This is a genomic window from Nocardioides sp. YJ-D4 (genome assembly GCF_054031495.1).
In genome coordinates this window covers 2,305,716-2,329,163 of the sequence record NZ_CM132932.1, presented here as the reverse complement: position 1 = coordinate 2,329,163, position 23,448 = coordinate 2,305,716, and the positions used below count along the sequence as shown (strand labels likewise).

General features: G+C 68.6%; 24 protein-coding genes. 14 read left to right on the top strand and 10 right to left on the bottom strand.

Going from position 1 to position 23,448, the window contains the following annotated elements; genetic code table 11:
- Window positions 1-99 precede the first annotated feature (99 nt).
- Genes ACW14X_RS11055 through ACW14X_RS11040 form a run of 4 tightly spaced genes read left to right on the top strand, consistent with a single transcriptional unit; the run spans window position 100 to window position 2,483 of the window.
- Window positions 100-792 carry an energy-coupling factor ABC transporter permease gene (locus ACW14X_RS11055; RefSeq protein ID WP_160025460.1) on the top strand — a complete coding sequence of 231 codons (693 nt, stop codon included), beginning with the start codon at window positions 100-102 and terminating at the stop codon, window positions 790-792.
- Complete coding sequence (locus ACW14X_RS11050) at window positions 789-1,118, top strand: PDGLE domain-containing protein (RefSeq protein ID WP_457165627.1); 330 nt, start codon at window positions 789-791, stop codon at window positions 1,116-1,118. The genes ACW14X_RS11055 and ACW14X_RS11050 overlap by 4 nt, the downstream gene beginning before the upstream one ends.
- A 4-nt stretch (window positions 1,119-1,122) precedes the next feature.
- On the top strand, window positions 1,123-1,734 hold the full coding sequence (gene cbiQ / locus ACW14X_RS11045) for a cobalt ECF transporter T component CbiQ (RefSeq protein WP_457165626.1): 612 nt from the start codon (window positions 1,123-1,125) through the stop codon (window positions 1,732-1,734).
- On the top strand, window positions 1,731-2,483 hold the full coding sequence (locus tag ACW14X_RS11040) for an energy-coupling factor ABC transporter ATP-binding protein (RefSeq protein WP_457165625.1): 753 nt from the start codon (window positions 1,731-1,733) through the stop codon (window positions 2,481-2,483). Before cbiQ ends, ACW14X_RS11040 begins: the two co-directional genes overlap by 4 nt.
- Before the next feature lie 111 nt (window positions 2,484-2,594).
- Here the strand turns inward: ACW14X_RS11040 and ACW14X_RS11035 are convergent, their stop codons facing one another.
- The 3 genes from ACW14X_RS11035 to ACW14X_RS11025 are packed head-to-tail and all read right to left on the bottom strand — an operon-like array spanning window position 2,595 to window position 5,945.
- Window positions 2,595-3,020: a DUF3054 domain-containing protein gene (locus ACW14X_RS11035; protein WP_457165624.1), complete on the bottom strand. Its 426-nt coding sequence runs from the start codon at window positions 3,018-3,020 to the stop codon at window positions 2,595-2,597.
- A gap of 22 nt (window positions 3,021-3,042) precedes the next feature.
- Window positions 3,043-4,173 (bottom strand): N-acetylglucosamine-6-phosphate deacetylase, encoded by a 1,131-nt coding sequence (locus tag ACW14X_RS11030; protein ID WP_457165623.1) that lies wholly within the window; start codon window positions 4,171-4,173, stop codon window positions 3,043-3,045.
- A complete protein-coding gene (locus ACW14X_RS11025; protein WP_457165622.1) occupies window positions 4,164-5,945 on the bottom strand; it encodes a dolichyl-phosphate-mannose--protein mannosyltransferase in 1,782 nt (593 codons plus the stop codon). The genes ACW14X_RS11030 and ACW14X_RS11025 overlap by 10 nt, the downstream gene beginning before the upstream one ends.
- Window positions 5,946-5,999: 54 nt before the next feature.
- Between ACW14X_RS11025 and rsmI the strand changes: the two genes are divergently transcribed.
- Together rsmI and ACW14X_RS11015 are read left to right on the top strand one after the other, a co-directional pair.
- Window positions 6,000-6,827, top strand: coding sequence for a 16S rRNA (cytidine(1402)-2'-O)-methyltransferase (gene rsmI / locus ACW14X_RS11020; protein ID WP_457165621.1), 828 nt, complete (start codon window positions 6,000-6,002; stop codon window positions 6,825-6,827).
- A 13-nt stretch (window positions 6,828-6,840) separates the two neighbouring features.
- Window positions 6,841-7,662, top strand: a complete 822-nt coding sequence (locus tag ACW14X_RS11015; protein ID WP_457165620.1) for a TatD family hydrolase — start codon at window positions 6,841-6,843, stop codon at window positions 7,660-7,662.
- 68 nt (window positions 7,663-7,730) lie between these two features.
- On the opposite strand, the gene ACW14X_RS11010 is transcribed toward ACW14X_RS11015, so the two are convergent.
- A complete protein-coding gene (locus ACW14X_RS11010; RefSeq protein WP_350838582.1) occupies window positions 7,731-10,061 on the bottom strand; it encodes an immune inhibitor A domain-containing protein in 2,331 nt (776 codons plus the stop codon).
- Between the two features lie 570 nt (window positions 10,062-10,631).
- Between ACW14X_RS11010 and ACW14X_RS11005 the strand changes: the two genes are divergently transcribed.
- From ACW14X_RS11005 to ACW14X_RS10995, 3 genes are read left to right on the top strand one after another with little or no spacing between them, the layout of a single operon-like run.
- The gene (locus tag ACW14X_RS11005; protein WP_350845487.1) at window positions 10,632-11,702 is read left to right on the top strand and encodes a ubiquitin-like domain-containing protein; all 1,071 of its coding nucleotides are present in this window, start codon (window positions 10,632-10,634) and stop codon (window positions 11,700-11,702) included.
- Between the two features lie 34 nt (window positions 11,703-11,736).
- The gene (gene rsmA, locus ACW14X_RS11000; RefSeq protein WP_457165619.1) at window positions 11,737-12,606 is read left to right on the top strand and encodes a 16S rRNA (adenine(1518)-N(6)/adenine(1519)-N(6))-dimethyltransferase RsmA; all 870 of its coding nucleotides are present in this window, start codon (window positions 11,737-11,739) and stop codon (window positions 12,604-12,606) included.
- Complete coding sequence (locus tag ACW14X_RS10995; protein WP_350838578.1) at window positions 12,603-13,505, top strand: 4-(cytidine 5'-diphospho)-2-C-methyl-D-erythritol kinase; 903 nt, start codon at window positions 12,603-12,605, stop codon at window positions 13,503-13,505. Before rsmA ends, ACW14X_RS10995 begins: the two co-directional genes overlap by 4 nt.
- Window positions 13,506-13,667: 162 nt before the next feature.
- On the opposite strand, the gene ACW14X_RS10990 is transcribed toward ACW14X_RS10995, so the two are convergent.
- Window positions 13,668-14,480 (bottom strand): IclR family transcriptional regulator, encoded by an 813-nt coding sequence (locus ACW14X_RS10990; protein WP_160025447.1) that lies wholly within the window; start codon window positions 14,478-14,480, stop codon window positions 13,668-13,670.
- Between the two features lie 219 nt (window positions 14,481-14,699).
- Window positions 14,700-15,965 carry a TetR/AcrR family transcriptional regulator gene (locus ACW14X_RS10985; protein WP_457165618.1) on the bottom strand — a complete coding sequence of 422 codons (1,266 nt, stop codon included), beginning with the start codon at window positions 15,963-15,965 and terminating at the stop codon, window positions 14,700-14,702.
- Window positions 15,966-16,072: 107 nt separating this feature from the next.
- Between ACW14X_RS10985 and ACW14X_RS10980 the strand changes: the two genes are divergently transcribed.
- Window positions 16,073-17,866 carry an ATP-binding cassette domain-containing protein gene (locus ACW14X_RS10980; protein WP_457165617.1) on the top strand — a complete coding sequence of 598 codons (1,794 nt, stop codon included), beginning with the start codon at window positions 16,073-16,075 and terminating at the stop codon, window positions 17,864-17,866.
- Window positions 17,867-17,992: 126 nt separating this feature from the next.
- Here the strand turns inward: ACW14X_RS10980 and ACW14X_RS10975 are convergent, their stop codons facing one another.
- On the bottom strand, window positions 17,993-18,481 hold the full coding sequence (locus tag ACW14X_RS10975; protein ID WP_045546820.1) for a MarR family winged helix-turn-helix transcriptional regulator: 489 nt from the start codon (window positions 18,479-18,481) through the stop codon (window positions 17,993-17,995).
- Between the two features lie 108 nt (window positions 18,482-18,589).
- Here ACW14X_RS10975 and ACW14X_RS10970 point away from each other — a divergent pair, with 108 nt between their 5' ends.
- The 4 genes from ACW14X_RS10970 to ACW14X_RS10955 all read left to right on the top strand — a co-directional run bounded on the left by ACW14X_RS10970 (window position 18,590) and on the right by ACW14X_RS10955 (window position 20,695).
- Window positions 18,590-19,387: a methyltransferase domain-containing protein gene (locus ACW14X_RS10970; RefSeq protein ID WP_457165616.1), complete on the top strand. Its 798-nt coding sequence runs from the start codon at window positions 18,590-18,592 to the stop codon at window positions 19,385-19,387.
- Entirely contained in the window at window positions 19,384-19,764 is a 381-nt protein-coding gene (locus ACW14X_RS10965; RefSeq protein WP_160025443.1) for a VOC family protein, read from the top strand. Before ACW14X_RS10970 ends, ACW14X_RS10965 begins: the two co-directional genes overlap by 4 nt.
- 150 nt (window positions 19,765-19,914) lie before the next feature.
- Window positions 19,915-20,181 carry a metal-sensitive transcriptional regulator gene (locus ACW14X_RS10960; RefSeq protein ID WP_008362591.1) on the top strand — a complete coding sequence of 89 codons (267 nt, stop codon included), beginning with the start codon at window positions 19,915-19,917 and terminating at the stop codon, window positions 20,179-20,181.
- 49 nt (window positions 20,182-20,230) lie between these two features.
- Window positions 20,231-20,695: a hotdog fold domain-containing protein gene (locus ACW14X_RS10955; protein ID WP_457165615.1), complete on the top strand. Its 465-nt coding sequence runs from the start codon at window positions 20,231-20,233 to the stop codon at window positions 20,693-20,695.
- A 137-nt stretch (window positions 20,696-20,832) separates the two neighbouring features.
- On the opposite strand, the gene ACW14X_RS10950 is transcribed toward ACW14X_RS10955, so the two are convergent.
- The 3 genes from ACW14X_RS10950 to ACW14X_RS10940 form a co-directional block, all read right to left on the bottom strand.
- Window positions 20,833-21,747: an amino acid ABC transporter permease gene (locus ACW14X_RS10950; RefSeq protein ID WP_457165614.1), complete on the bottom strand. Its 915-nt coding sequence runs from the start codon at window positions 21,745-21,747 to the stop codon at window positions 20,833-20,835.
- Entirely contained in the window at window positions 21,747-22,436 is a 690-nt protein-coding gene (locus ACW14X_RS10945) for an amino acid ABC transporter permease (protein WP_457165613.1), read from the bottom strand. The genes ACW14X_RS10950 and ACW14X_RS10945 overlap by 1 nt, the downstream gene beginning before the upstream one ends.
- A gap of 116 nt (window positions 22,437-22,552) precedes the next feature.
- Window positions 22,553-23,371, bottom strand: a complete 819-nt coding sequence (locus tag ACW14X_RS10940; protein WP_160025439.1) for a glutamate ABC transporter substrate-binding protein — start codon at window positions 23,369-23,371, stop codon at window positions 22,553-22,555.
- Window positions 23,372-23,448: the final 77 nt, after the last annotated feature.

Here is a 23,448-nt window from a genome sequence, read left to right as displayed (position 1 = left end):
CGGACAGTGCGCGGGCGAGGCTATTGCGATAAGTTCGCGTTAGCAGTTTCCTCTCGGGTTCCACTTCGACCGACCCCCACGCAGATCAATGAGGTGACCATGCACGTCCCCGACGGCTTCCTCGACGCGCCGACGTCGATCGCCACCGGTGCAGTCGCTGTCGTCGCGGTCGGCGTCGCGCTGCGCGGCGCGCGCCGTGAGCTCGACGACAAGACCGCCCCGCTGGCCGGCCTCGTGGCCGCGTTCGTCTTCGCGACCCAGATGCTCAACTTCCCGGTGGGGGCGGGCACGAGCGGTCACCTGATGGGCGGCGCGCTGGCGGCGGTGCTGGTCGGTCCGTGGACCGGGGTGCTGTGCGTCTCGGTCGTGCTGATCGTGCAGTCCCTGCTCTTCGCCGACGGCGGCATCACCGCGCTCGGCACCAACATCCTGCTCATGGCCGTCACCACTGTGCTCGTCGGCTGGTTCGTGAGCCGGGTGCTGATCAAGGTGCTGCCGAAGCGGGTCGGGCTGGTCGCCCCCGCGGCTGCGATCGGCGCCTTCCTCTCCGTCCCCGCGGCGGCCGCTGTCTTCACCGCGCTCTACGCGGTCGGTGGCACCGCCGACATCTCGCTGACCACGCTGGCCACCGCGATGCTCGGCTGGCACACGGTGATCGGTCTGGGCGAGGGCGCGATCACGTTCCTCGCGGTCGGTGCGATCCTGTCCGTACGCCCCGACCTCGTCTATGCCGCGCGAGGCGTGATCGCCGAGCGCGACCTGGTGATCAAGCCGAAGGAGTCGGTGGCATGAGCGAGTCCACGAAGACCGTGCCGTTCAAGTGGGTCGCCGTCGGCATCGCCGTCGTCGCGCTCCTCCTGGCCGGGGTGGTCTCCTACTACGCCTCCGCCCACCCCGACGGCCTCGAGTACGTCGCCGGCAAGACCGGCTTCCTCGACAGCGCCTCCGAGCACGGTGCGGCCGACGGCCCGCTGGCCGACTACGGCACCAAGGGGGTCGACAACGAGCGGCTCTCCGGCGGTCTCGCCGGCGTGATCGGCACCGTGGTGGTGCTCGTCCTCGCCGGTGGTCTGGCCTTGGTCGTACGCCGCCACTCCGCCGAGTCCGACGAGGCCTGACCCGGTGCCCGCCCATCTGAAGGTGCTCGCCCTGATCGGTTTCATGCTCGTGGTGGTGGCGACGCCGCGGGAGTGGTTCGCTGCGTACGTCTTCTTCCTCGCGGTCCTGGTGACGGTCGGCGCGATCGCGCGGGTGCGCCCGGGGTGGGTGCTGAAGCGGATGGTGGTCGAGACGCCGTTCGTGGTCTTCGCGGTGCTGATGCCCTTCATCGCGCACGGGCCGCGGATCGAGGTGCTCGGACTCAGCCTCAGCGAGTCGGGTCTGCTCTCGGCGTGGGGGCTGCTCGTCAAGGGCACCCTCGGTGTGATCGCCGGGCTGCTGCTGGCCGCGACCACGACGCCCCAGGAGCTGGTCCACGGCCTGGAGCGGCTGCGGCTGCCTCAGCAGCTGGTGCAGATCATGGCGTTCATGGTGCGCTACCTGGAGGTGGTGACCGACGAGATGCGCCGGATGGCGGTCGCGCGCGCCTCACGTGGCTTCGAGGCCCGCAACCCGCTCCACTGGCCGGTGCTGGCCCGCTCGGTCGGCGCGCTGTTCATCCGCTCCTTCGAGCGCGGCGAGCGAGTGCACCTGGCTATGGTCTCGCGCGGCTACACAGGGAGAATGCCTCGGTGACCACTCCAGTCCTGGACGTACGCGGCCTCGCCTTCGCCTACCCCGACGGCCATCAGGCGCTCTTCGGCGTCGACCTGCACGTCCACCGCGGTGAGCGGGTCGCGCTGCTCGGTCCCAACGGGGCCGGCAAGACCACGCTGGTACTGCACCTCAACGGCATCCACCTCGCCGGCGCCGGATCGGTCGCGGTGAGCGGGCTTCCCGTGACCAAGTCCAACATCAAGGAGATCCGCCGTCGCGTCGGCATCGTCTTCCAGGATCCCGACGACCAGCTCTTCATGGGCACCGTCCGCGAGGACATCGCCTTCGGCCCCGCCAACCTCGGCCTGCGCGGCTCGGAGCTCGACGCCAAGGTGACCGAGGCGCTCGCGAAGGTCGGCATGGAGGAGTACGCCGACCGGCCCCCGCACCACCTCTCCTTCGGCCAGCGCCGCCGGGTCGCGGTGGCCACCGTGCTGGCGATGGACCCCGAGATCCTGGTCCTGGACGAGCCCTCCTCCAACCTCGACCCCGCCTCCCGCCGCGAACTCGCCGACATCCTCCGCGACCTCGACGTCACCGTCCTGATGGTCACCCACGACCTGCCGTACGCCCTCGAGCTCTGCGAGCGCTCCGTCATCCTCGACGGCGGCATCGTGGCCGCCGAGGGCCGCACCGTCGACGTACTCTCCAACGCCGACCTGATGCGCGCCCACCGCCTCGAGCTCCCCTTCGGCTTCGACCCTGTCGCCGCAGCCGCCACCCTCTAGCCGAGACGTCAGTTAGGTCGGCCGACGGGGCTGACGTCTCGGCCGACGGGGCTGACGTCTCGGCCGACGGGGCTTACGCCTCGGCCGACGGGGCTGACGCCTCGGCAGGGGTCAGTCGGCGAGGCGGCGGGAGCGGTAGTGGAGCTTGGCGCTGACGTAGCCGCGCCAGCCGACCAGGGTGAGGCCGAGGAAGAGGAGCGAGACGACTAGGAAGGCCGGCGCGAGGCCCTCGCCGGAGAGGCCGCGCAGCACCATCCCGATGACGTACGTCCCGAGCCAGACGACCACGCCCGCAGGCCATGCGCGAGCGGCAGGCCAGCGGCGCCAGATCAGCACGGCCCAGGACATGGCGAGCCCGATCAGGAACGGCCAGGCGATGCGGAGCACGACGAGCGCCGGGCCGGAGTCGTGGGACTGGCGTCCGGCGAAGGCGAAGAGGAGCACGAAGAAGACGTCGACGGCGAAGGCCGCGACCGCCCACTTGGGCACGAGCCCGGCGATGAGTGGGGAGGAGTCGTCGGGCTTCGTGGAGGACATGGGCCCAGAATACGAGCCTGATCTACGAGACCAGCCAGGCCCCGCCGCGCATCACCCGGGTCGGGTGCAGCGACTCGTCGGTGAGCACGAGGTCGGCGCGCGCGCCGGGCTCGAGGCGGCCCGCGTCGAGGCCCACCACCGATGCCGGCCGCAGGCTCGCGGCCTTCATCAGCATGGCCAGGTCGATCCCGGCGGCCGCATGGCGGCGTACCTGGTCGATGAGCCGCGAGGTGCCTCCGGCGATCGACCCGTTGCCGGTCCCGTCAGCCACCCGGGCGACCCCGGAGCGTACCTCCACGGACAGCGGTCCGAGCTGGTAGTCGCCGTCGGCCATCCCGGCCGCGGCCATCGCGTCGGTGACGAGCACGACCGAGCCGGGCACCATCGACATCACGGCTCGGACCGTCTCGTCGTCGAGGTGTACGCCGTCAGCGATCAGCTCCACACAGGCATCGCCCACACCCGCGGCTCCCAGAGCGCCGAGCACCGGACCAGGCGAGCGGTGGTGCGCGGGCGGCATCCCGTTGAAGAGGTGGGTGACCAGGCTCCCCGGCCCAGACAGGAAGGCACGAGCCCGCGAAGCCGACGCCGCGGTGTGCCCCAGTGCCACCACGACCCCGGCCTCGGTGAGCACCGAGGCGACCTCGTCGGCCCCGGGGAGCTCCGCGGCCAGCGTCATCACCCGCAGGTGACCCCGTCCGGCCTCGACGAACTCACGGGCGAGACCGGCATCCGGCGCGAGCAGCATCGCGGGATCGTGCGCCCCGCGGCAGGAGTGCTCCAGGAACGGCCCCTCCATGTGGATCCCGGCGATCAGCCCGGACTCCGCGGCCGTGGCCAGCGCCGAGACGACCGACAGCAACCGGGTAGGCGAGTCGGTCACGGTCGAGGCCAGCAGCGTGGTCGTGCCGGCAGCGTGATGAACGCCGGCCGCGGTGGCGATCTCGTCCGCCGACGTCGAGTGGAAGGACGCACCGCCACCGCCGTGGTTGTGGATGTCCACCAACCCCGGGAGCAGGATCCCCGAAGACGACGGGTCGTCGGGGGCGGCAGCCCGCACATCCGTGACGAGCCCCGCGGACACGGTCACGACGACGTCGTCGAAGCCGCCCGGCCGCGGCACTCGGCCGCGGACCACATGCTCTAGATCCATCGCTTGAACCAGATCCTCGTCAGCCATTCCTGCCGGGTGAGCAGCTCATCGGTGTAGATCGGCCAGAACCAGGCGAAGTTGCAGATGACCAGCACGACGAAGATGCCACCGGCGACGGCACCCCCGACGCGACGCCGGGTGGCAGGGTTTCCGCCGGCCAGCGGCGGCGGCCGGTCGAGCAGCTTGCCCAGACACAGGCACAGGCCGAGCACCAGGAACGGCAGCGCGATGATCATGTAGAAGGAGAAGATCGGCCGCCCGGCGTACTGCAGCCAGGGCAGCCACGTCGACAGCACCCCGACGACGGCGACCCCGAACCTCCAGTCCCGCGCGGCGACCCACATGAAGGCCGAGACGATCAGCGCGACGAACGCTCCCCACCACAGCACCGGGGTGCCCAGGAGCAGCACCTGCCGCAAGCACGTCCCCGCCTCGGCGGGGCCGTCGCCGTCGGGATCGGTCGCGGGGGAGGCGTCGCACATCTCGCCGCGCGACTTCGCGCCCGACAGGATCCCGGTGTCGGCGGCGACCCCGACCGGCCGGTTCAGAACGAGCCAGCCGATCGGATGCGACCCGTAGGTGTGCTCGGCGCACTCCAGGAAGTGGGTGTGGAAGGTGAAGACGTCGCGGTGGTAGTACCACAGCGACCGCAGCGACTGGCTGACCTCGCCGAGGCCGGACGCGTCCGGCTCCGTGGCGGTCGGCCAGCGCTTGTCGTTGAGGTTCTCGGGGACGTACGACTTGTTCTCGCAGTGGCCCTCGCCGGTGTAGCGCGTGTACTGCGTCGCCGAGAGCGACTCCTCGTAGACGTCCGCGTGGGTCATCCACGGGATCCACGTCATCACGTAGACCGCCAGCGCGACGCCCACCAGATGCACGAACGCCGTCGGCCCGTCGGCCACACAGGCACGAAGCCAGGACAGCCGTACGCCGAAGGAGCGCCGCATCCCCGCGGACCAGGCCACATAGAGGAGACCGAAGGCGGCCAGCGGGTAGAGCGCCTCCCACTTGGAGCCGATCGCCAGGCCCCATGCGATGCCCGAGCAGAGCAGCCACGGACGGAACAGCATCTGGCGGACAGGACCCCAGGCACCCGGCGCGGCGAGCTGCGTGGGCGCGAGCGCGGAGAACCGCCGCCGGCACCAGTCGCGGTCCATCACCATCAGGTGCACCGCGAGCAGCAGGAAGAAGGCGACGAAGAGATCGAGCAGGGCCAGGCGCGAGAGCACGAACGCGAGCCCGTCGAAGGTGACCAGGATGCCGCCGACGAGACCGAGCAGCATGGAGCCGGAGACGCGGCGTACGAACCGGATGGTCAGCAGCACCAGCAGCGAGCCGACCACGACCGAGGCGATCCGCCAGCCGAACGGGTCCATCCCGAAGAGCTTGATGCCCAGGGCGATGATCCATTTGCCCACGTCGGGGTGGACGATCATCGACGGCCCGTCGGCGAACTGCCCGTCGAGCTGTCCGGCCAGGATGTTCTCGTCGGCGCCCTCGATGAAGTTGCGCGCGTAGCCGAACTCGAGCAGAGCCCAGGCGTCCTTGGCGTAGTAGGTCTCGTCGAAGGCGAAGACCTTCGGGGTGCCCAGGTGCCACAACCGCAGCAGGAACGCCAGCGCGGTGATCCCGAGCGTCGCCGCCCAGCCGGCCCCCGGCGAGCCGTTGATGCGGCGCCGGGCGCGTTCCCAGGCGGTCGGCAGGAAGTGACCTGAGGGGGTGCTCGCCAAGCCCTCCATGGGCTCCGGCTCCTCGGTCACCGTCGTCGTCACGAGGGAACCTTATAAGCCTGCGACAATATCGGTGTGGTAGATCCAAACGATGGCGTGCTCGTACTCGCAGCAACCCCGATCGGACGCGTCGAGGACGCCCCTCCGCGACTGGCCTCGGAGCTCGCCACCGCGGATGTCATCGCCGCTGAGGACACCCGCCGCCTGCGTCGGCTGACGACGGATCTCGGCGTCGAGATCAAGGGCCGCATCGTCTCCTACTTCGAGGGCAACGAGAGCTCACGTACGCCCACGCTGCTCGCCGACCTCCTCGACGGCAACCGCGTGCTGCTGGTGACCGACGCCGGGATGCCCTCGGTCTCCGACCCCGGCTACCGCCTGGTCGCCGCCGCGGTCGAGAAGGACGTACGCGTCACCGCGGTGCCCGGCCCCTCGGCCGTGCTGACGGCCCTGGCCGTCAGCGGTCTTCCCGTCGACCGGTTCTGCTTCGAGGGCTTCCTGCCCCGCAAGGCCGGCGAGCGTTCCCGCCGCCTGACGAACCTGGCGAAGGAGGAGCGCACCATGGTCTTCTTCGAGGCCCCCCACCGCACCGAGGCTGCCCTGGCGGCCATGCGCGACGCCTTCGGCGACGGCCGCGCCGCCGCGGTCTGCCGCGAGCTGACGAAGACCCACGAAGAAGTACGCCGCGGGGGACTGGCCGAGCTCGTCGACTGGGCCGCCGAGGGAGTGCGCGGCGAGGTCACCATCGTCGTCACCGGCGCCGACCCGTCCGCCGAGATCGGCAGCGACCCCGACAGCCTCCGCGCCGCCGTGGCCGACCTGGAAGGTGAGGGCCACACGAAGAAGGAAGCCATCGCCGAGGTGGCCAGGCTGGCCGGCGTACCGAAACGCGAGGTCTACGACCTCGTCCACAAGAGCGTGTAGAAGACTGGTGAGCATGAGTTTCGCCCCGGCACCCGAGCCACTGCCCGCACCGGTCGTCGACAACCACACCCACCTCGACATCGTCCGGGGAGACGAGAGTCTCCCGGTCGAGGAGGCGCTCGCGCAGGCGGCGGCGGTGGGCGTGACCAGGGTGGTGCAGATCGGCTGCGACCTGCCCGGTGCGCGATGGGCGGTCGAGGCGGCCCAGACGTACGACAACATGGTCGCGGGGGTGGCGCTCCACCCCAACGACGCTCCTCGCCAGCCCGACCTCGAGGCAGCGCTGGACGAGATCGAGAAGCTTGCCGGCGCGCACGACAAGGTGCGCGTGGTGGGGGAGACCGGGATGGACTTCTTCCGCACCGACGAGGAGGGACGCGAGACCCAGGCCTACTCGTTCCGGCGGCACATCGACATCGCCAAGCGGCTCGACAAGACCCTGATGATCCACGACCGCGACGCGCACGAGGCGGTGCTCGAGGTGATCGACAGCGTCGGCCCGCCCGAGCGCTGGGTGATGCACTGCTTCTCCGGCGACCCCGAGTTCGCCCGCCAGTGCCTCGACCGCGGTGCCTACCTCTCCTTCGCCGGCACGGTGACGTTCAAGAACGCGCAGTACCTCCGCGACGCCCTCGCGATCACTCCCCAGGATCGCATCCTGGTCGAGACCGACGCCCCGTTCCTGACGCCCCACCCGCACCGCGGCGCGATCAACTCCAGCTACATGATCCCGGCCACGATGCGGGTGATGGCCGACGTACGCGGCGAGGACCTCGAGGCGCTCTGCAACGCCGTCAACGCCAACACCGAGACGGCCTTCGGCGGCACCTGGTGATGGACCGGCACTGACACGAGAGGGGCCCGAGGCGATCGCCTCGGGCCCCTCTCGTTGCTGTGATCAGGTCAGGAGACGCTGAGCGTCATCGTGCCCCTGCGCTCGTCCGAGTAGAGCACCTTGATCTTGACGCCGCTGCCGGCCGTCTTGGTGGAGTGCGCCGGGTTGGACGCGTCGTAGTACGCCGTCTCCGAGCTGTCGTAGAAGGTCGGCACGCCCTTGCGCCGCGGCAGGTCGAGGACGTTGTTCGGGGCGCCGGCGATCTCGTTCTCCAGGTGGAGCGCGTCGGTGCGGTCGACGTCGAAGGTCGAGTCGTACCCCTGGATCCGGTTGCGCGACAGGGTGCCGTTCGACCACTTCTGGACGCCGACGGAGGCGTCGACGACCAGCGCCTGGCCACCACCGGGGTGCTCCGAGGTGTTGTTGTCGGTGAACTCGCCGTTCTTGTACCAGATCAGCAGGCCGTCCTGATAGGCGTAGTGGTCGACCTTGTCAGGCGCGGTCACCCCGTAGCCGAAGTTGTACGGACCCTCGGCCAGCGTCTTGTCGTAGCCCTTGTACTGCCGGTTCTCGGCGATGTAGAAGCGCGGGTACGTCGAGATGTAGGTGCCGTCGGTGATGCCCATGTACTCCTTGTTGGTCCAGCCGTCGAAGGACGAGAAGTCCGTCGTGTAGGCCGAGCCGACCGAGAGGTCGTCGATGGCGAAGCCGTAGTAGGCGACGCCGCCGTCGTTCGCGGTGCGGAAGCGGAGCTTCACGTTTTGACCCGCGTACGCCGAGAGGTCGGCGGTCAGGTCGACGTACTCCTGCGGGTCATGGTCGGCGCAGTTGCCGTCACAGGTGCTGTCGGAGGTGCCGTGGATGCCGTTGTTGTACTCGGCAGAGGACAGGTTCGTCGCCAGCGGGGTCGACCAGGTCGTGCCACCGTCGGTGGAGGCCTCCAGGAAGGTGAAGTCGTACTCCGCCTCGAGGTCGTACTTCACCTTGGCCGAGAGCGTGCCGCCCGCGGGGACGGTGATCTCCGGGCTGACCGCGGTGGCGGTGCGGTCGTCGCCCTTGCCGGAGTACAGGAACGTCTTGCCGGACGTACCGGAACCGACGTCGTGGGTGGTCTCGCCGTCGGGCAGGTTGACCACGAGCGCCTGCGGGGTCTTGGACCCGGTGTCGTGGAAGCTCGGACCCAGGGTCAGCTTCTTGGACGTACCGGCCTCGACGGTGTCGTAGTTGAGCCAGCCGAGGAAGAGCTTCTCCGGGGCGCCCATGTGGTTCGGGGTGGTGCCGATGGTGCCGTCACCGTGACCGAGCCAGGAGCCCGAGCTCATCAGGGTCCAGAAGCCGGTGCCGTTCTCGCCGCCCGCGGTGTCGTAGAAGTCCGGCAGACCGAGGTCGTGGCCGAACTCGTGCGCGAAGACGCCCAAGCCGCCGTTCTCGGGCTCGGTGGTGTAGTCGCGGATCCAGATGTCGGTGTTACCGATCTTGACGCCGCCGGCCTTCGGGTGGTTGGCGGGGCCGTCGGAGCCGGACGCGTTCGCGGCCCAGCGGTGCGACCAGATGGTCCACGGTGCGCCACCGGCCTCCTCGCCGACGCCGGAGTGGATCGCCTGGAAGTGGTCGATGTAGCCGTCGGCCTCGTTGAAGTTGCCGTCGCCATCGAGGTCGTAGCGGTCCCAGATGTCGTAGTCCTGGAGGTACGCAGTGATCTCGGCGTCGGTCTTGCCGGCCGCCTTCTGCGCGTCGTACCAGGCGTTGGCGCTGTCCTGGACGAAGTTCTTCATCGCGGCGGCGGTCTCGTCGCCCTTGTCGTTCTGGTAGTAGGACTCCGCGTGCGGAAGCGTCACCCAGTCGCTCACGTCGCCCTGGAGGTCGAAGCGGCCGCTCGACATCTCCTTGTAGACGTTGTGGAAGGACTCGGCGCCCTTCTCCTGGTTGAAGAACATGTCCATGTAGTGCTCGCGGGAGAAGTCCTCCTCCCAGTAGGTGGAGTTGTCGTTCTCGGCGGGCGGCGCGATCTCGTTGTGGAGCGGGCCCGAGGTGTTGTCGGGGAAGGCCGGGTTGCCGCCCTCGCCGAACTCGACCAGGAAGCTCAGCAGCTGGGACTTCTCGGTGGGCTCGTGCTCCACCCAGCGGGCGTTCTTGCCCGAGCCCATCTTCACGACCTCGCTGCCGTTCTTCGTGACCGTCTGCTTCTCGCCCGTGGCGACGGCAGTGGCGGCGTTGGTCTTGAGCTCGCGGCGCTTGGTGTTGAGCGCGTCGGGCTTGTCATCGACCTTCTGCTTCACCGCAGCGGCGGCGGGGGTCCCCGAGTCCTCGACGGCGCTAGCCGACGAGTGGGTCAGGGCCACCGGCGTCACGCCGGCGACCGCAACCGCGGCGAGAACGCTGGTAAGGCGTCTGTTCATCGTTCCTCCGGAGTCTGGTGACATCGCGCACATCTGCCTTCCCCGAGAACTGACCGGCACGACGGGCCATCACGACAGAGATGGCTTCGGAGTACAACACCAAGCAACGGAGTTACCTGTAAAGGATTTGTCGCCTATTGGCCAGAGGGAGCGAAATTTCGTGGCGGGATTACGACATGCGCTCTGATCAACCCGCTTGACCAGCGATTTCGGCGTGGTGAATCGCACACCTGTCGTTTGCTACGACAGGTATTGACAGCACTCCCTGACCCTCATTTGATGCCGAGATTGCATGCTTGTAATTGCCTGCGGACTGGGCAGGAGACTTGCATTTAACCGACCGTATTTGTTCCGCTGTCCGGCGAGATAGCCGGGATCGGGACAGATCCGGACGGTGTTGGGGGTGGGCCTCAGCGCGTAGATCACCAGATCTCGCAACACCGTTCGCCCGTGCCCGGAGAGCACGAACATCGGAGCATTGTGCCCGTCAGCAGCACCACCTCATGGGTTCGCAACATCGCATCTACTCGTCGCCGTAAGGCCATTCTGGTCGGCGGACTCGCCGCCGCCGTGGTCGCCACGGGCGGCACCGCATACGGCGTCAAGACCTCGCAGACCGATGTCATCGTCTCGGTCGACGGCAAGGCCAAGGACGTCAGCGTCCACGCCGACACGGTCGGTGAGGTCCTCGAGGCCGAGGGCATCGAGATCGGCGACCGTGACGCGGTTGCTCCCTCGCTCGACACCGAGGTCGAGGACGGCAGCGCGATCAGCGTCCGCTACGCCCGTCAGCTGAGCCTCGAGGTCGACGGCAAGGCCCAGGACCACTGGGTCACCGCGACCACCGTCGGCGGCGCTCTCGCCGAGCTCGGCCGGGACTACGACCGGGCAGAGCTCTCGACCAGCCGCGGTGCCTACATCGGCCGCGACGGGATGTCGCTCGACGTCATCACGCCGAAGACCGTCAAGGTCGAGCTGGCGGGGAAGAAGACCAAGAAGGTCAGCGTGACCGCGCTGACCGTCGCCGATGCGTTGAAGGACCTCGGTGTCGACCTCGAGCGCCGGGACAAGGTCTCCCCGGCCTCCGACAAGGCAGTGAAGACCGGTCAGAAGATCGTCTTCACCGACTTCTCCGCCAAGACCCAGAAGGTCGCCCGCGAGAAGATCGAGGCGCCGGTCGAGGAGCGCGAGGACTCCTCGATGTACGAGGGTGAGACCGAGGTCGTCGACGAGGGCTCCGACGGGGTCCGTTCGGTGACCTACCGGATCGTCCTCAAGAACGGCGAGGCCGTCTCCAAGAAGGTCCTCGAGCAGAACGTCCTCGACAAGGCCGAGCCGCGCATCGTCAAGGTCGGCACCAAGGAGAAGGAAGCGCCTGCGGCCAACTTCGCCGGCGGCAACACCGTCTGGGACCAGCTCGCGCAGTGCGAGTCCGGTGGCAACTGGGCGATCAACACCGGCAACGGCTACTACGGCGGGCTGCAGTTCAACCTGCAGACCTGGCAGGCCTACGGCGGCTCCGGTCTCCCGAGCGAGAACAGCCGCGAGACCCAGATCGCGATCGCGACCAAGGTCCGTGACGCCAACGGTGGCTACGGCTCCTGGCCGCACTGCTCGCAGCAGCTCGGTCTGCCGCAGTAAGGCTGTTTCGGCCCTAGGGCCATAGTCTGTACCCATGACCGACCGCACCCCGCCGCGCCTGTTGGGCCCGGCGGAGGTGCGGTCGCTCGCATCCGAGCTCGATCTCCGCCCCACCAAGCAGCGCGGGCAGAACTTCGTGATCGATGCCAACACCGTGCGCCGGATCGTGCGCGAGTCCGGCGTCACCGCCGACGACGTCGTCGTCGAGGTCGGCCCCGGCCTCGGGTCGCTCACCCTCGCCATCCTCGAGACCGGCGCGAAGGTGACCGCGATCGAGATCGACGAGGTCCTGGCGCAGCGGCTGCCGAGAACCATCCAGGAGTACGCCCCCGACCAGGCCGACGCGTTCAGCCTGCTCCGCGCGGACGCTCTCCGGGTCGACTCCGTCCCCGGCCCGCCGCCCACGGCGCTGGTCGCGAACCTCCCCTACAACGTCTCGGTCCCGGTCCTGCTGCACCTGATGTCGCTGCTGCCCTCGCTGCGCCACGGCCTGGTGATGGTGCAGGCCGAGGTCGCCGACCGGCTGGCGGCCAAGCCCGGCTCCAAGGTCTACGGCGTCCCCTCGGTCAAGGCCGCGTGGTACGCCGAGGTACGCCGCGCCGGCGCGATCGGTCGCAACGTCTTCTGGCCGGCGCCCAACGTCGACTCCGGCCTCGTCTACTGGCGTCACCGTGAGCCGCCGTCGACCGCCGTCTCGCGCGAAGAGGTCTTCGCGGTCATCGACGCCGCCTTCGCGCAGCGTCGCAAGGCGCTGCGCGGCGTACTCAAGCCTCTGGCCGGCTCTGCCGACGCCGCCGAGAAGGCACTCGTCGAGGCCGGGATCGACCCGCTGGCGCGTGGCGAGGCGCTGACCATCGCCGATTTCGTACGCATCACCGAATCGCTCCAAAGGGTTCCCTCATGACGATCACCGTCCGCGCCGCCGCGAAGTTCAACCTCCACCTCGGCGTCGGGCCGGTCCGTGCGGACGGGTTCCATCCGCTGGCGACCGTCTACCAGGCGATCGGGCTCTACGACGACGTCACCGTGAGCGAGGCCGCCGAGTGGCAGGTGACGCTCACCGCGGAGGACCACATCGCGCTGGGGGAGATCCCGACCGGCGATGACAACATCGTCGTGCGTGCCGGCAAGGCTCTCGCCGCCCACCACGGCATCGACAGGGCCGCGAACGTCGCGATCCACAAGGGCATCCCGGTCGCCGGCGGTCTCGCCGGCGGCTCGGCCGACGCCGCCGCGACGCTCGTCGCCCTCGACCGGCTGTGGTCGCTGGAGACCTCCGACGAGGATCTGCTGAGTCTGGCGGGGCAGCTGGGCTCCGACGTACCGTTCGCGCTCATCGGTGCCACCGCCATCGGCGGCGGCCGCGGCGAGATCGTGGAGCCGGTCACCGACAACGGTGCCTGGTGGTGGGTCGCGGTCGGCAACGAGCAGGGGCTCTCGACGCCGGCGGTCTACCGCGCCTTCGACGAGCATGCCGGGACCGGGGTCGGCGACCCCCAGGTCCCCGAGAGCCTGCTCATGGCGCTGGAGAAGGGCGACGCGGAGCTCCTCGCCGAGGCGCTCGCCAACGACCTGCAGGCCCCGGCGCTGGCGCTACGCCCCGACCTCGCCCAGACCTTCGCCGACGGCGCGGAGGCAGGTGCCCTGGCCGTACAGCTCTCCGGATCGGGCCCGACCGTCCTGATGCTCTGCCGCGACGCCGCCCACGCCCGCGAGGTCGCCGGAGCGATGCAGGCCAAGGCGTACGACCGCGTCTGGACCGCCCCGGGCCCCGTCGCCGGTGCCCACGTCGTCACCTACTGACAGCCGAGACGTCAGCTACGTCGGCCGAGATGGCAGCACCGTCGGCCGAGATGGCAGCACCGTCGGCCGAGATGGCAGCACCGTCGGCCGAGATGGCAGCACCGTCGGCCGAGATGGCAGCACCGTGCCCTCTCGGCCGACGTACGTGACGCCTCGGCGGGGTCAGGCGGCGCTGGAGACGACCTCGTCGGAGATCGCCGCGGCGGCGCGGCGCAGATGGCGGGTGATGCTGGCGGCGTTGAACCCGGCGGCGCTGCCGGAGACGGAGACGGCGGCGATCGCGCGGCCCTCGATCATGATCGGGACCGCGGCGCATACGATGCCGAGCTGGGCCTCCTCGCGGTCGAAGGCGATGCGCTCGCTGTTGGCGCGGCGGAGCTCTGCGAGGAACTTCGCCGGGTCGCCGTGCGAGTGGCGCGTGCGCCTCACCAGGCCCGACTCGAGCACGGGCGCGATGTGGTTGCGGTCGCTGAACGAGAGGATCGCCTTGCCGAGCGCGGAGCAGGCAGCGGGCGCTCGCCCGCCGACGTACGTGTCCGGCTGGATGCCACCACGACCGGTGATCTTCTCCAGGATGACGATGTCGGTGCCCTCGAGGATGGCGAGGTGCACGGTCTTGCCGGTCGCCACGTAGAGCTCGGCCAGGTGTGGCATCGCGGTCTCCCGGATGCCCTGCGGTCGGCAGATCTGCACCGCGTTGCCGAGCTCGAAGAGCCGCCGGCCGAGGACGTAGTGGCGGCCGGTGCGCTCGACGTACCCGCTCTGCTCGAGGTGGCGCAGAAGGCGGAAGGCGGTCGACTTGGGAAGGCCCGCGGTGCGAGCGATCTCGCTGACACCGAGCTTCGGGCCGGCTCCGAGAAATGCCTCCAGGATCTGGAGGGCCTTCGTCGCAGACGGGGTCGCCGAGGAGGTCGTCCTCGGGGCACCTTCATGGTCGTGCTGACTAGCCAGGGTGGGGATAGCAGTGACGCTCATGGGGGGATCTCCTTAACTGAGACGGAGGCACCACGAAGGGGGGATCTGGGGCCTCCAACTCTCTGTGACAGCAGTCACTGTAACGATCGTTCCGGAGGTTGTGGAGCAAATGTTGGATAAATCTCATTCCTGACCTGCGGAAATAGATGACACGGCATACAGTTCGATGCGTTTCCGCCCGTTAGCGCCGTAAACCCTCTGTGGACGTACGGTAGTAGGTCAGTGACTGATCTGTGTATGAAACGGCGTAGCCGTCACCAGTCGCGCCAGCAGGTCCGAGGTCGTGGCCGGTGGCATGTCGGCGCTGTCGAGCGCCTCGGCAAAGAGAAGTCCGTCTGCGATCACCAGCAGGAGCGCGGCCATCTCATCGGCGTGCACCGGCCCATCGTCACCGAGAGCCCCGCGGAACCAGCCGGCGAAGTCGTCGCGCGACTGGCGGCGTACGGCAAGGAACCGGTCGCGGCCGGGAAGTGGCTCAGCCCGCTTCGGCAGCACCAGCATCAGGCCGATCCGCAGGAACGGGGGCAGCCGGCGCAGGCTGGCCACCAGGGGCCTCAGCATCAGTGGGAGCTCGGCGGCGCAGTCGCAGTCAGCGCTGGGCGGCTGCCAGGAGGACTGGGTGCTGATCCAGGCGCGGTAGGAGTCGTCCACCGCTGCCGAGAACAGGTCGTCCTTGTTCGCGAAGTGCCAGTAGACCGATGAGGCCGGCAGCTCCGCCGCGGCGCAGATCCGGCTGATCGAGGCGCCCTCGTAGCCGCTCTCCGCGGCGACCTCGAGCGCTGCCGCGACGAGCTTCTCCCGGCTGCTGCTCCTGCCCTGGTACGTCACCGGCGGCAGCTCCACGGGCTCGGGGACGGCCGCGGGGTCCAGCTTCCGGAGGTGGTCCGCGACCTCGGCCAGCCCGTCGGCGAGCCGCTGCCGGAGCGGGTCGAGCTCGGCGTACTCGTCGGTCTGGGCGTGGATGAAGAGGCCGTCGTGGGCGGCGAGCGTGAGCCGGGCGAGGGTCTGGATGTGCGGGGCCGGAAGGTCGACCGCCTCGTCCCACCACCGCTCGAACTCGGCGAGCGTCTGGGTGCGGATCTGGAGGAAGCGCTCGCGCGGACCGTCGCCGACGGTCGGCCCGGACTCGAGTGCCAGCATCAGGCCCATCCGCCACCAGTCGGCCTTGGCGCCGTGGGTGTCCGACGTCGTACGCCGCAGGTTGGCCAGCAGCCCCTTGCGCAGGTCGTCGCCGGTCGGTGTCGGCTCCCACCGCGGGGCGATGTCGTTCCATCGGGTGTAGCCGTGCTCGAGCGCCTCGGCGAGGAGCTGGTCCTTGTTGGAGAAGTGCCAGTAGAGGGAGGACGGCGGGAGGCCGGTCGCGCGACGGACCAGCGCCATCGTCGTGCCGACATAGCCACGCTCGGCGGCCAGCCGGAGCGCTGCTTCGAGGATCATCTGACGCGAGCCGTGCGTGTGCTCGCGGAGCGTCGTCTTCTCGGCCATTGCACTGAGTCTAAGCAGGTCAGGGGCTCTTCGTCCGCCCGGTGTGCCGCTGGGTGGCCGCCGCGATGCTGGCTGCCTCACCGCCCTCGGGGAGAATGGGAGACGATATGGCGAACCTCCTCAACGTCGAGCACGTCTCCAAGGCGTACGGCATCCGGCCCCTCCTCGACGACGTCTCCCTCGGCATCAACGCCGGCGACCGGGTCGGCATCGTCGGCCGCAACGGCGACGGGAAGACGACGCTCCTGCAGGTGATGACCGGCCTGGAGGAGCCGGACTCCGGTCGCGTCTCGCGCCAGCGTGGCCTGCTGGTCGGGTTCCTGCACCAAGGTGACCAGCTCATCGACACCCACACCGTGCGCGAGGCGGTGCTCGGCGGGCGGTCCGACCACGAGTGGGCCGGTGTCCCCGTGCTCCGTGAGATCGTCGAGCAGCTCCTGGCCGGGATCGACCTGGACCGTTCCGTCATGGGCCTGTCCGGTGGCGAGCGCCGCCGCTGTGCCTTGGCCGAGCTGCTCCTGGGCGACCACGACCTGATCGTGCTCGACGAGCCCACCAACCATCTCGACGTCGAGGCCGTGGCCTGGCTCGCTTCGCACCTGGCGGCGCGCTCGTCCGCGCTCGTCGTGGTCACCCACGACCGCTGGTTCCTCGACGCGGTGTGCCAGTTCACCTGGGAGGTCCACGACGGCCAGGTCGACGCCTATGAAGGTGGCTACGCCGCCTTCGTCCTCGCCAAGGCCGAAAGGTCCCGTCAGGCCGCCGCCACCGAAGTACGCCGCCAGAACCTGGTCCGCAAGGAGCTGGCCTGGCTGCGTCGCGGCGCCCCGGCGCGTACGTCGAAGCCGAAGTTCCGCATCGACGCCGCCAACCAGCTCATCGAGGACGTACCCCCGCCGCGCGACCGCTTCGAGCTGCAGAAGTTCGCCACCCAGCGGCTCGGCAAGGACGTCATCGATGTCGAGGACGTCGACCTCTTCCGCGGCGAGCGGCAGCTGCTGTCGCACGCCACCTGGCGCATCGGCCCGGGAGACCGGATCGGCATCGTCGGCGTCAACGGCGCCGGCAAGACCTCGGTGCTGTCGCTGCTGGACGGCGCCCTCCCGCCTGCGGTGGGGAAGGTACGCCACGGCCGCACCATCGCTCTCCAGCATCTGACCCAGCAGCTCGACGACCTCGACCCGGAGGCGCGAGTCCTCCCGACCGTCGAGTCGATCAAGCGTGTCACCAAGACGACCGACGGCCAGGAGCTCTCGGCGACCTCGATGCTCGAGCGCTTCGGCTTCACGGGCGACAAGCTGGTCACCCGTATCGGCGACCTCTCCGGCGGCGAGCGCCGCCGCTTCCAGCTGCTGCGCCTGCTGCTCACCGAGCCCAACGTGCTGCTGCTCGACGAGCCGACCAACGACCTCGACATCGAGACGCTCAACGTCCTCGAGGACTTCCTCGACGCCTGGCCCGGCACCCTGATCGTCGTCTCCCATGACCGCTACTTCCTCGAGCGCGTCACCGACTCCATCTGGGCCCTCCTCGGCGACGGCCAGATCTCCATGCTCCCGCGTGGGGTCGACGAGTATCTCGAGCGCCGCCTCCCCATCCCTGCCGGGGCGTCAGCCCCGCCGGCCGAGGCGTCACGCGCGTCGGCCGAGACGGCAGCGGCTGGCCCGTCGAAGGCCAAGCCCGGCTCCGCCGACGAACGAGCGGCGAAGAAGGTCATCGCCAGGATCGACAAGCAGCTCGAGCGGATCGGTGAGCAGCAGCAGAAGCTCGAGCTCGCGATGGCCGAGTCGGTCAACGACTACACCCGGCTCGCCGAGCTCAGCGCCGAGCTCGATCAGCTCGCCGCGGAGAAGGACGAGCTCGAGCTGGAGTGGCTAGAAGCCGCCGAGATCCTGGAGTAGCCCCTTCGGGAACAAGCAAGCCGAGTCGGCGCAAACTGACGAGGTCGAGCGCCGAGTCGGCGCGTCATGACGAGCCGACTCGGCGGAGATTTCGGTCAGGATGAGCCGACTCGGCGGGGCTCTTGGTCAGGACGAGAAGGGGACCAGCAGCCGGCGCAGCAGATCGGTGAGCTGGCTCTGCTGGTCGCCGGAGAGGCCGTCGAGGAACTCCCGCTCGGCTGCGAGGAGCGCCTCGAAGGCGCTGTCGACGGTCGCCTTGCCGTCGGGGGTGAGCCGGACGAGGACACCCCGCCGGTCGGCCGGATCGGGCAGCCGTTCGACCAGGCCGCGCGAGGCGAGCCGGTCGACGCGGTTGGTCATGGTCCCGCTGGTCACCAGCGTCTCGCGCAGCAGGCGGCCGGGGGAGAGCTCGTAGGGGTCGCCCGCTCGGCGCAGCGCGGCGAGTACGTCGAACTCCCATGACTCGATTCCCGAACCCGAGAACGCGTCGCGCCGAGCGAGGTCGAGGTGACGCGAGAGGCGGGAGAGACGCGAGAAGATCTCGACGGGACCCAGGTCCAGGTCTGGCCGCTCGTGTGCCCAGGCCTCGCTCAGGTCGTCGACTTCGTCGCGCATGGCGAGAGCGTAGCCCAAGTTCGCCTCATCGAGAATCTTGACATCGAGACAAGTCGGCGAGACGATCTGAATATCTTGACGTCAAGAGAAATCGAGAGGACGTACGCCATGACCGCATGGGATCCCGAGCGCTACCTGACCTACTCCGACGAGCGAGGTCGGCCGTTCGTCGATCTCCTTCGCCGGGTCGACGCGGATCGCCCGAAGACCGTGGTCGACCTCGGCTGCGGCCCCGGCAACCTGACCGCCTTGGCGGCGGGCCGCTGGCTGGAGGCGAGGGTCGTCGGCCTCGACTCCAGTGCGCCGATGATCGACAAGGCGCGCGCGACCATCGACGGCGTCGACTTCGCGGTGGCGGATCTCCGCGACTGGGCCGAGTCGGTGGTGCCGGGCTCCGTCGACGTACTCCTCTCCAACGCCACCCTCCAGTGGGTGCCGGGTCATCTGGACCTGCTCCCCGCGCTCGCTGGTGCGGTCAATGAGGGTGGCTGGTTCGCCTTCCAGGTCCCGGGCAACTTCGACGAGCCCAGCCATCGGCTGCGCGAGGAGCTCGCCGCCGAGATGCCGTACGCGGAACACACTCGTCACCTCGAGGCGCCCGGGTCGCACGACCCGGCCGACTACTTCGACGTGCTGGTGGGACAGGGCTTCGAGGTCGATGCCTGGGAGACGACGTACCTCCACGTGCTGACCGGGGAGGACCCGGTCTTCACGTGGATCGCCGGCACGAGCCTCCGGCCTACGGCTGCGGCGCTGGAGAAGGCCGGTCTCTTCGGGCCGTTCGCCGAGGAGCTCAAGAGTCGTCTGGCACAGGCCTATCCCGTACGAAACGATTCGGTAGGAAACAGTTTCGTCCTGCTTCCGTTCCGCCGCGTCTTCGTGGTCGCCCGGAAACTGGGGGCATGATGCGCATCCATCACGTGCAGGTCGGCATGCCCGCCGGCGGCGAGGACGAGGCCCGGAGCTTCTATGCCGACGGCCTCGGGCTGACCGAGGTGCCGAAGCCGGCCGAGCTGGCCAAGCGCGGCGGCGTCTGGTTCCGCTCTCCTGGCGGCGCGGAGATCCACCTCGGTGTCGAGGATCCGCACCGACCGCAGGCCAAGGCTCATCCCGCGCTGGCGGTCGAGACCGAGGCGGACCTGGAGGCGATGGGGGCGAGATTGGTGAGCCTGGGCTTCGATGTCGACTGGAGCCAGCGCCACAACGCCGAGGGCTTCCAGCGCTTCCATGTCCGCGATCCGTTCGGCAACCGCGTCGAGATCGTGTGGCAGACGGGCATCTAGCACGAACTTCTGTCCCGTGTAGGCGAAAACCGGAATCATCCAAAAAAGAACCGTAACGCCCACTGGTCTGGACCGTTGTCCCCCGGGGGATACAACAACGAGCCAGGAATGATGCCAGAAACGATGGAAGGCAAGACTTTGACTGACGACGTGACCGTCCCCCAGCCTCGGGACGCGGAGACGACGAGCGTGGTCAATCGAGTCCGCCGGGCTCAGGGCCAGCTCGGTGGCGTGCTCCGCATGATCGAAGACGGCCGCGAGCTCGCCGATGTGGTCGGCCAGCTCAAGGCAGTGACCCGCGCCCTCGACAAGGCGGCCTTCGCGCTGCTCTCCAACGAGCTGCGCCGCGCGCACGCCGACGGAGATCGCCCGGAGCAGATCGAGGAGCTCGAGAAGGTCTTCCTCTCCCTCTCCTGATCTCGGGCCAGGAGAGGGGAGGAGGTTACCCTCGGGTAACCTGGCTGCCATGAGCCAGCTCTACGACCTCTGGAAGTCCTTCAACCGTGTCCCGGTTGTCGGCAAGCGAGCATTCTCGGTCGCGTTCGCGAAGAAGGCGCCCTACTTCGGGTCCATCCACCCGCTGGTCAACCAGCTGCGACCCAACTACGCCGAGGTCATCGTCCCCAACCGCAGGGGCAACCACAACCACATCGGCACCGTTCACGCCATCGCGCTGTGCAACGGTCTCGAGATGGCCATGGGTGCCCTTGCGGAGGTCACCATCCCGCGCGACAAGCGCTGGATCCCCAAGGGGATGACCGTCTCCTACACCGCCAAGGCCTCCACCGACATCACCTGCATCGCGGAGACCGACCAGGAGCAGTGGGACACCGCCGACGGTGACCTCGCGGTGCGCGTCAAGGGCATCCGTGAGGACGGCACCGTCGCCATCGAGGGCACGATCAACCTCTGGGTGACCCCGAAGAAGTAAGAGCAGGTAGACGACTGAGCGAGGTCGAGCGGCGAGCTTGCTCGTCCGCTCGGGCCGAGCGAGGGAGTCAGCTCGCGAAGCGAGCACGCAACGGCCCGCTGCCCCGAGGGGCAGCGGGCCGTTGTCTGTCCGGAGTCTCAGGCGCCCGGCCCGGCGCCACCGACGTTGGCAGCGTTCGCCTTCTGAACGAGCTCGGCCTCGGCGGCGACTGGGTCGACCGCGCCGGCGTGACCGACGGGAGCGGCAGTGCGTCCCACTCGCCGGGTCCGCGCTTCGGCATAGTTGGCGATCAGTCCGAGGATCGTGTTCAGGATGATGTAGATCGCTGCGACCACGATCGCTGCCGGGATCAGGTTCTTGAAGTTGCCGTCCAGCTTGACGATCTGATTGAGCAGCTCGCTGTAGGCGAGGATGTAACCGAGCGCGGTGTCCTTGAGGAGCACCACGAGCTGGGCGATGATCGCCGGAAGCATCGAGCGCACCGCCTGCGGCAGCAGGATCGCACGCATCACCTGCCCGTCCGAGAGCCCGACCGCGACACCGGCCTCCGTCTGCCCCTTGGGCAGCGCGCCGACGCCGGCCCGGATGATCTCGGCGAGGACCGAGCCGTTGTAGAGCATCAGGCCGAGGACGACCGCCCAGAAGACGTCAGTGTCGAATCCGAGCGGCGCCTGCATGAAGTAGATGAACATCATCAGCAGGAGCATCGGAATGGAGCGGAAGAACTCGATGACCACCGCCGAGGGGAAGCTGACGAGCTTGCTCTGGGAGAGCCGGCCGACGGCGAACACGAATCCGAAGACGAGTGCCAGGACCGAGCCGACCGCGAAGGCGCTCAGCGTGCCGATGATGCCGGGGATGAGGAAGTTCTCCCACGCGGGTGACTCGAGGAACGGTGTCCACTTCTCGGCCTCCCACTGGCCGGTCTCGTCGAACTTCGACCAGACGAACCAGGCGATGGCCAGGAGCACCACCACCGTGAGACCCGAGTAGACCCGGTTGAGCGCCTTGGCGCGCGGGCCGGGGGCGTCGTAGAGAACGGAGGCGGCCATTATCGGATCACCGCGAATCGCTTGGAGGCCCAGTTGGCGACGAAGCCGATGGGCAGGGTCAGGATCATGAAGCCGATCGCGAAAATGATGAAGATCAGCAGGATCTGGTCGGACTCGTTCTCCATCATGGTCTTCATCTGGCCCGATGCCTCGTTGACGCCGGTCGCGGTGACGACACCGATGGTGACGGCGACAGTGGTGTTCTTGGTCATCGCGATCAGCACGCTGGCCAGCGGGTTGATCACCGAACGCAGGGCCTGCGGCAGAACGACGTGAGCGAGGTTCTGGGTGAAGGTGAGTCCGATCGCGCGAGCCGCCTCGGCCTGTCCGAGCGGCACCGTGTTGATGCCGGCTCGGAGCACCTCGCACACGAACGTCGAGGTGTAGATCCCCAGGGCCAGGACCGCGAGACGGAAGTTGTTCTCGTAGAGGTCGTCAGGCGAGGGGTTGAACCCCAGCTGATAAGCAAGCCCGAAGAGGGCGAAGAACATCACCAGCGTCAGCGGCGTGTTGCGGAACGTATAGACGACGGCCGCACCGACAAACCGCAGCACCGGCACCGGGGACACCCGGAACACGGCGAGCACGGTGCCGAGGATGAGCGCGAAGATGCCGCTGTAGACGGCAAGCCTCAGAGTCAGCCCGAACGAGGTCAGGATGGCTGACCCGTACTCGGAGAAGAGATCCATGGGTCCTTCCAGGATTGTTCAGAAAGCGTCTGCTTCGGTCATGCCGAGCCGGCGCAATACGGTCCTGCGCTAAGCAGCGGACCGAATGCGCCGACTCGGCATGACGTCAAGCTCGCTCAGTAGCGGTCGACGGCCGGCGGCTCCGGCAGCTCGTAGCCGGACTCACCGAGGTTGTCGTTGAACGCCTCTTCCCAAGCGCCGTCCTCGAAGGACTTCTCGATCAGGTCGTTGATCTTGTCGCGGTCCTTGCTGCCCTTGGGCAGACCCACGCCGTAGTTCTCCTCGGAGAACGGCGCACCGACGATCTTGAACTTGCCCGGGTCCTGCTGGGCGTAGCCCGCCAGGATGATGTCGTCGGTGGTCATCGCGTCGAGCTGGCCGCCCTCGATCGCGGTGACGCACTTGCTGTAGGTGTCGAACTCCTGCAGCTGAACGCCCTTGGCGTACTCGTCCTTGACCTTCTGGGCCGAGGTCGAGCCGGTCACCGAGCAGAGCTTCTTGCCGTCGAGCGTGTCGGGGCCGGTGATGTCGGTGTTGTCGGCGGCGACCAGGAGGTCCTGGCCGGCGATGTAGTACGGGCCGGCGAAGTCGACCTCGGCCTTGCGCTCGTCGGTGATCGAGTACGTCGCCAGGATCATGTCGACGGTGCCGTCCTTGAGGAACGTCTCGCGGTTGGCGGAGACGGCCTCGACCCACTCGATCTGGTCGTCGTCGTAACCGAGACCCTCGGCGATGTACTCGGCCATGTCGACGTCGAAGCCGGAGTAGTCACCGTCGGCCTCCTTGAAGCCGAGGCCCGGCTGGTCGAACTTGATGCCGATCTTGATCTTGTCGCCGCCGGCGTCGGAGCCGGTGTCGTCGCTACCACCACAGGCAGCGAGCGAGCCCGTGAGCGCGAGAGCGCCCAGGGTCGCGGCGATCTTCGTGAACTTCATCGTTTCCACCTTCTGGAATTCTGGAATTGAGGGTTGGTGCGGTGCGGGGTTCGCGAGCTCGGGGCTCACCCGAGACG

Bases quoted from the DNA above. Each gene is read 5' to 3' on its own strand.
- ACW14X_RS11030 (WP_457165623.1), bottom strand. From the start codon at position 4,173: ATGGATCTAGAGCATGTGGTCCGCGGCCGAGTGCCGCGGCCGGGCGGC.
- ACW14X_RS11055 (WP_160025460.1), top strand. From the start codon at position 100: ATGCACGTCCCCGACGGCTTCCTCGACGCGCCGACGTCGATCGCCACC.
- ACW14X_RS11035 (WP_457165624.1), bottom strand. From the start codon at position 3,020: ATGTCCTCCACGAAGCCCGACGACTCCTCCCCACTCATCGCCGGGCTC.
- ACW14X_RS10970 (WP_457165616.1), top strand. From the start codon at position 18,590: ATGACCGCATGGGATCCCGAGCGCTACCTGACCTACTCCGACGAGCGA.
- ACW14X_RS10965 (WP_160025443.1), top strand. From the start codon at position 19,384: ATGATGCGCATCCATCACGTGCAGGTCGGCATGCCCGCCGGCGGCGAG.
- ACW14X_RS11050 (WP_457165627.1), top strand. From the start codon at position 789: ATGAGCGAGTCCACGAAGACCGTGCCGTTCAAGTGGGTCGCCGTCGGC.
- ACW14X_RS11010 (WP_350838582.1), bottom strand. From the start codon at position 10,061: ATGAACAGACGCCTTACCAGCGTTCTCGCCGCGGTTGCGGTCGCCGGC.
- ACW14X_RS10990 (WP_160025447.1), bottom strand. From the start codon at position 14,480: ATGAGCGTCACTGCTATCCCCACCCTGGCTAGTCAGCACGACCATGAA.
- ACW14X_RS10945 (WP_457165613.1), bottom strand. From the start codon at position 22,436: ATGGATCTCTTCTCCGAGTACGGGTCAGCCATCCTGACCTCGTTCGGG.
- ACW14X_RS10940 (WP_160025439.1), bottom strand. From the start codon at position 23,371: ATGAAGTTCACGAAGATCGCCGCGACCCTGGGCGCTCTCGCGCTCACG.
- ACW14X_RS10955 (WP_457165615.1), top strand. From the start codon at position 20,231: ATGAGCCAGCTCTACGACCTCTGGAAGTCCTTCAACCGTGTCCCGGTT.
- ACW14X_RS10980 (WP_457165617.1), top strand. From the start codon at position 16,073: ATGGCGAACCTCCTCAACGTCGAGCACGTCTCCAAGGCGTACGGCATC.
- ACW14X_RS10985 (WP_457165618.1), bottom strand. From the start codon at position 15,965: ATGGCCGAGAAGACGACGCTCCGCGAGCACACGCACGGCTCGCGTCAG.
- rsmA (WP_457165619.1), top strand. From the start codon at position 11,737: ATGACCGACCGCACCCCGCCGCGCCTGTTGGGCCCGGCGGAGGTGCGG.
- ACW14X_RS10995 (WP_350838578.1), top strand. From the start codon at position 12,603: ATGACGATCACCGTCCGCGCCGCCGCGAAGTTCAACCTCCACCTCGGC.
- ACW14X_RS10950 (WP_457165614.1), bottom strand. From the start codon at position 21,747: ATGGCCGCCTCCGTTCTCTACGACGCCCCCGGCCCGCGCGCCAAGGCG.
- ACW14X_RS10975 (WP_045546820.1), bottom strand. From the start codon at position 18,481: ATGCGCGACGAAGTCGACGACCTGAGCGAGGCCTGGGCACACGAGCGG.
- ACW14X_RS11015 (WP_457165620.1), top strand. From the start codon at position 6,841: ATGAGTTTCGCCCCGGCACCCGAGCCACTGCCCGCACCGGTCGTCGAC.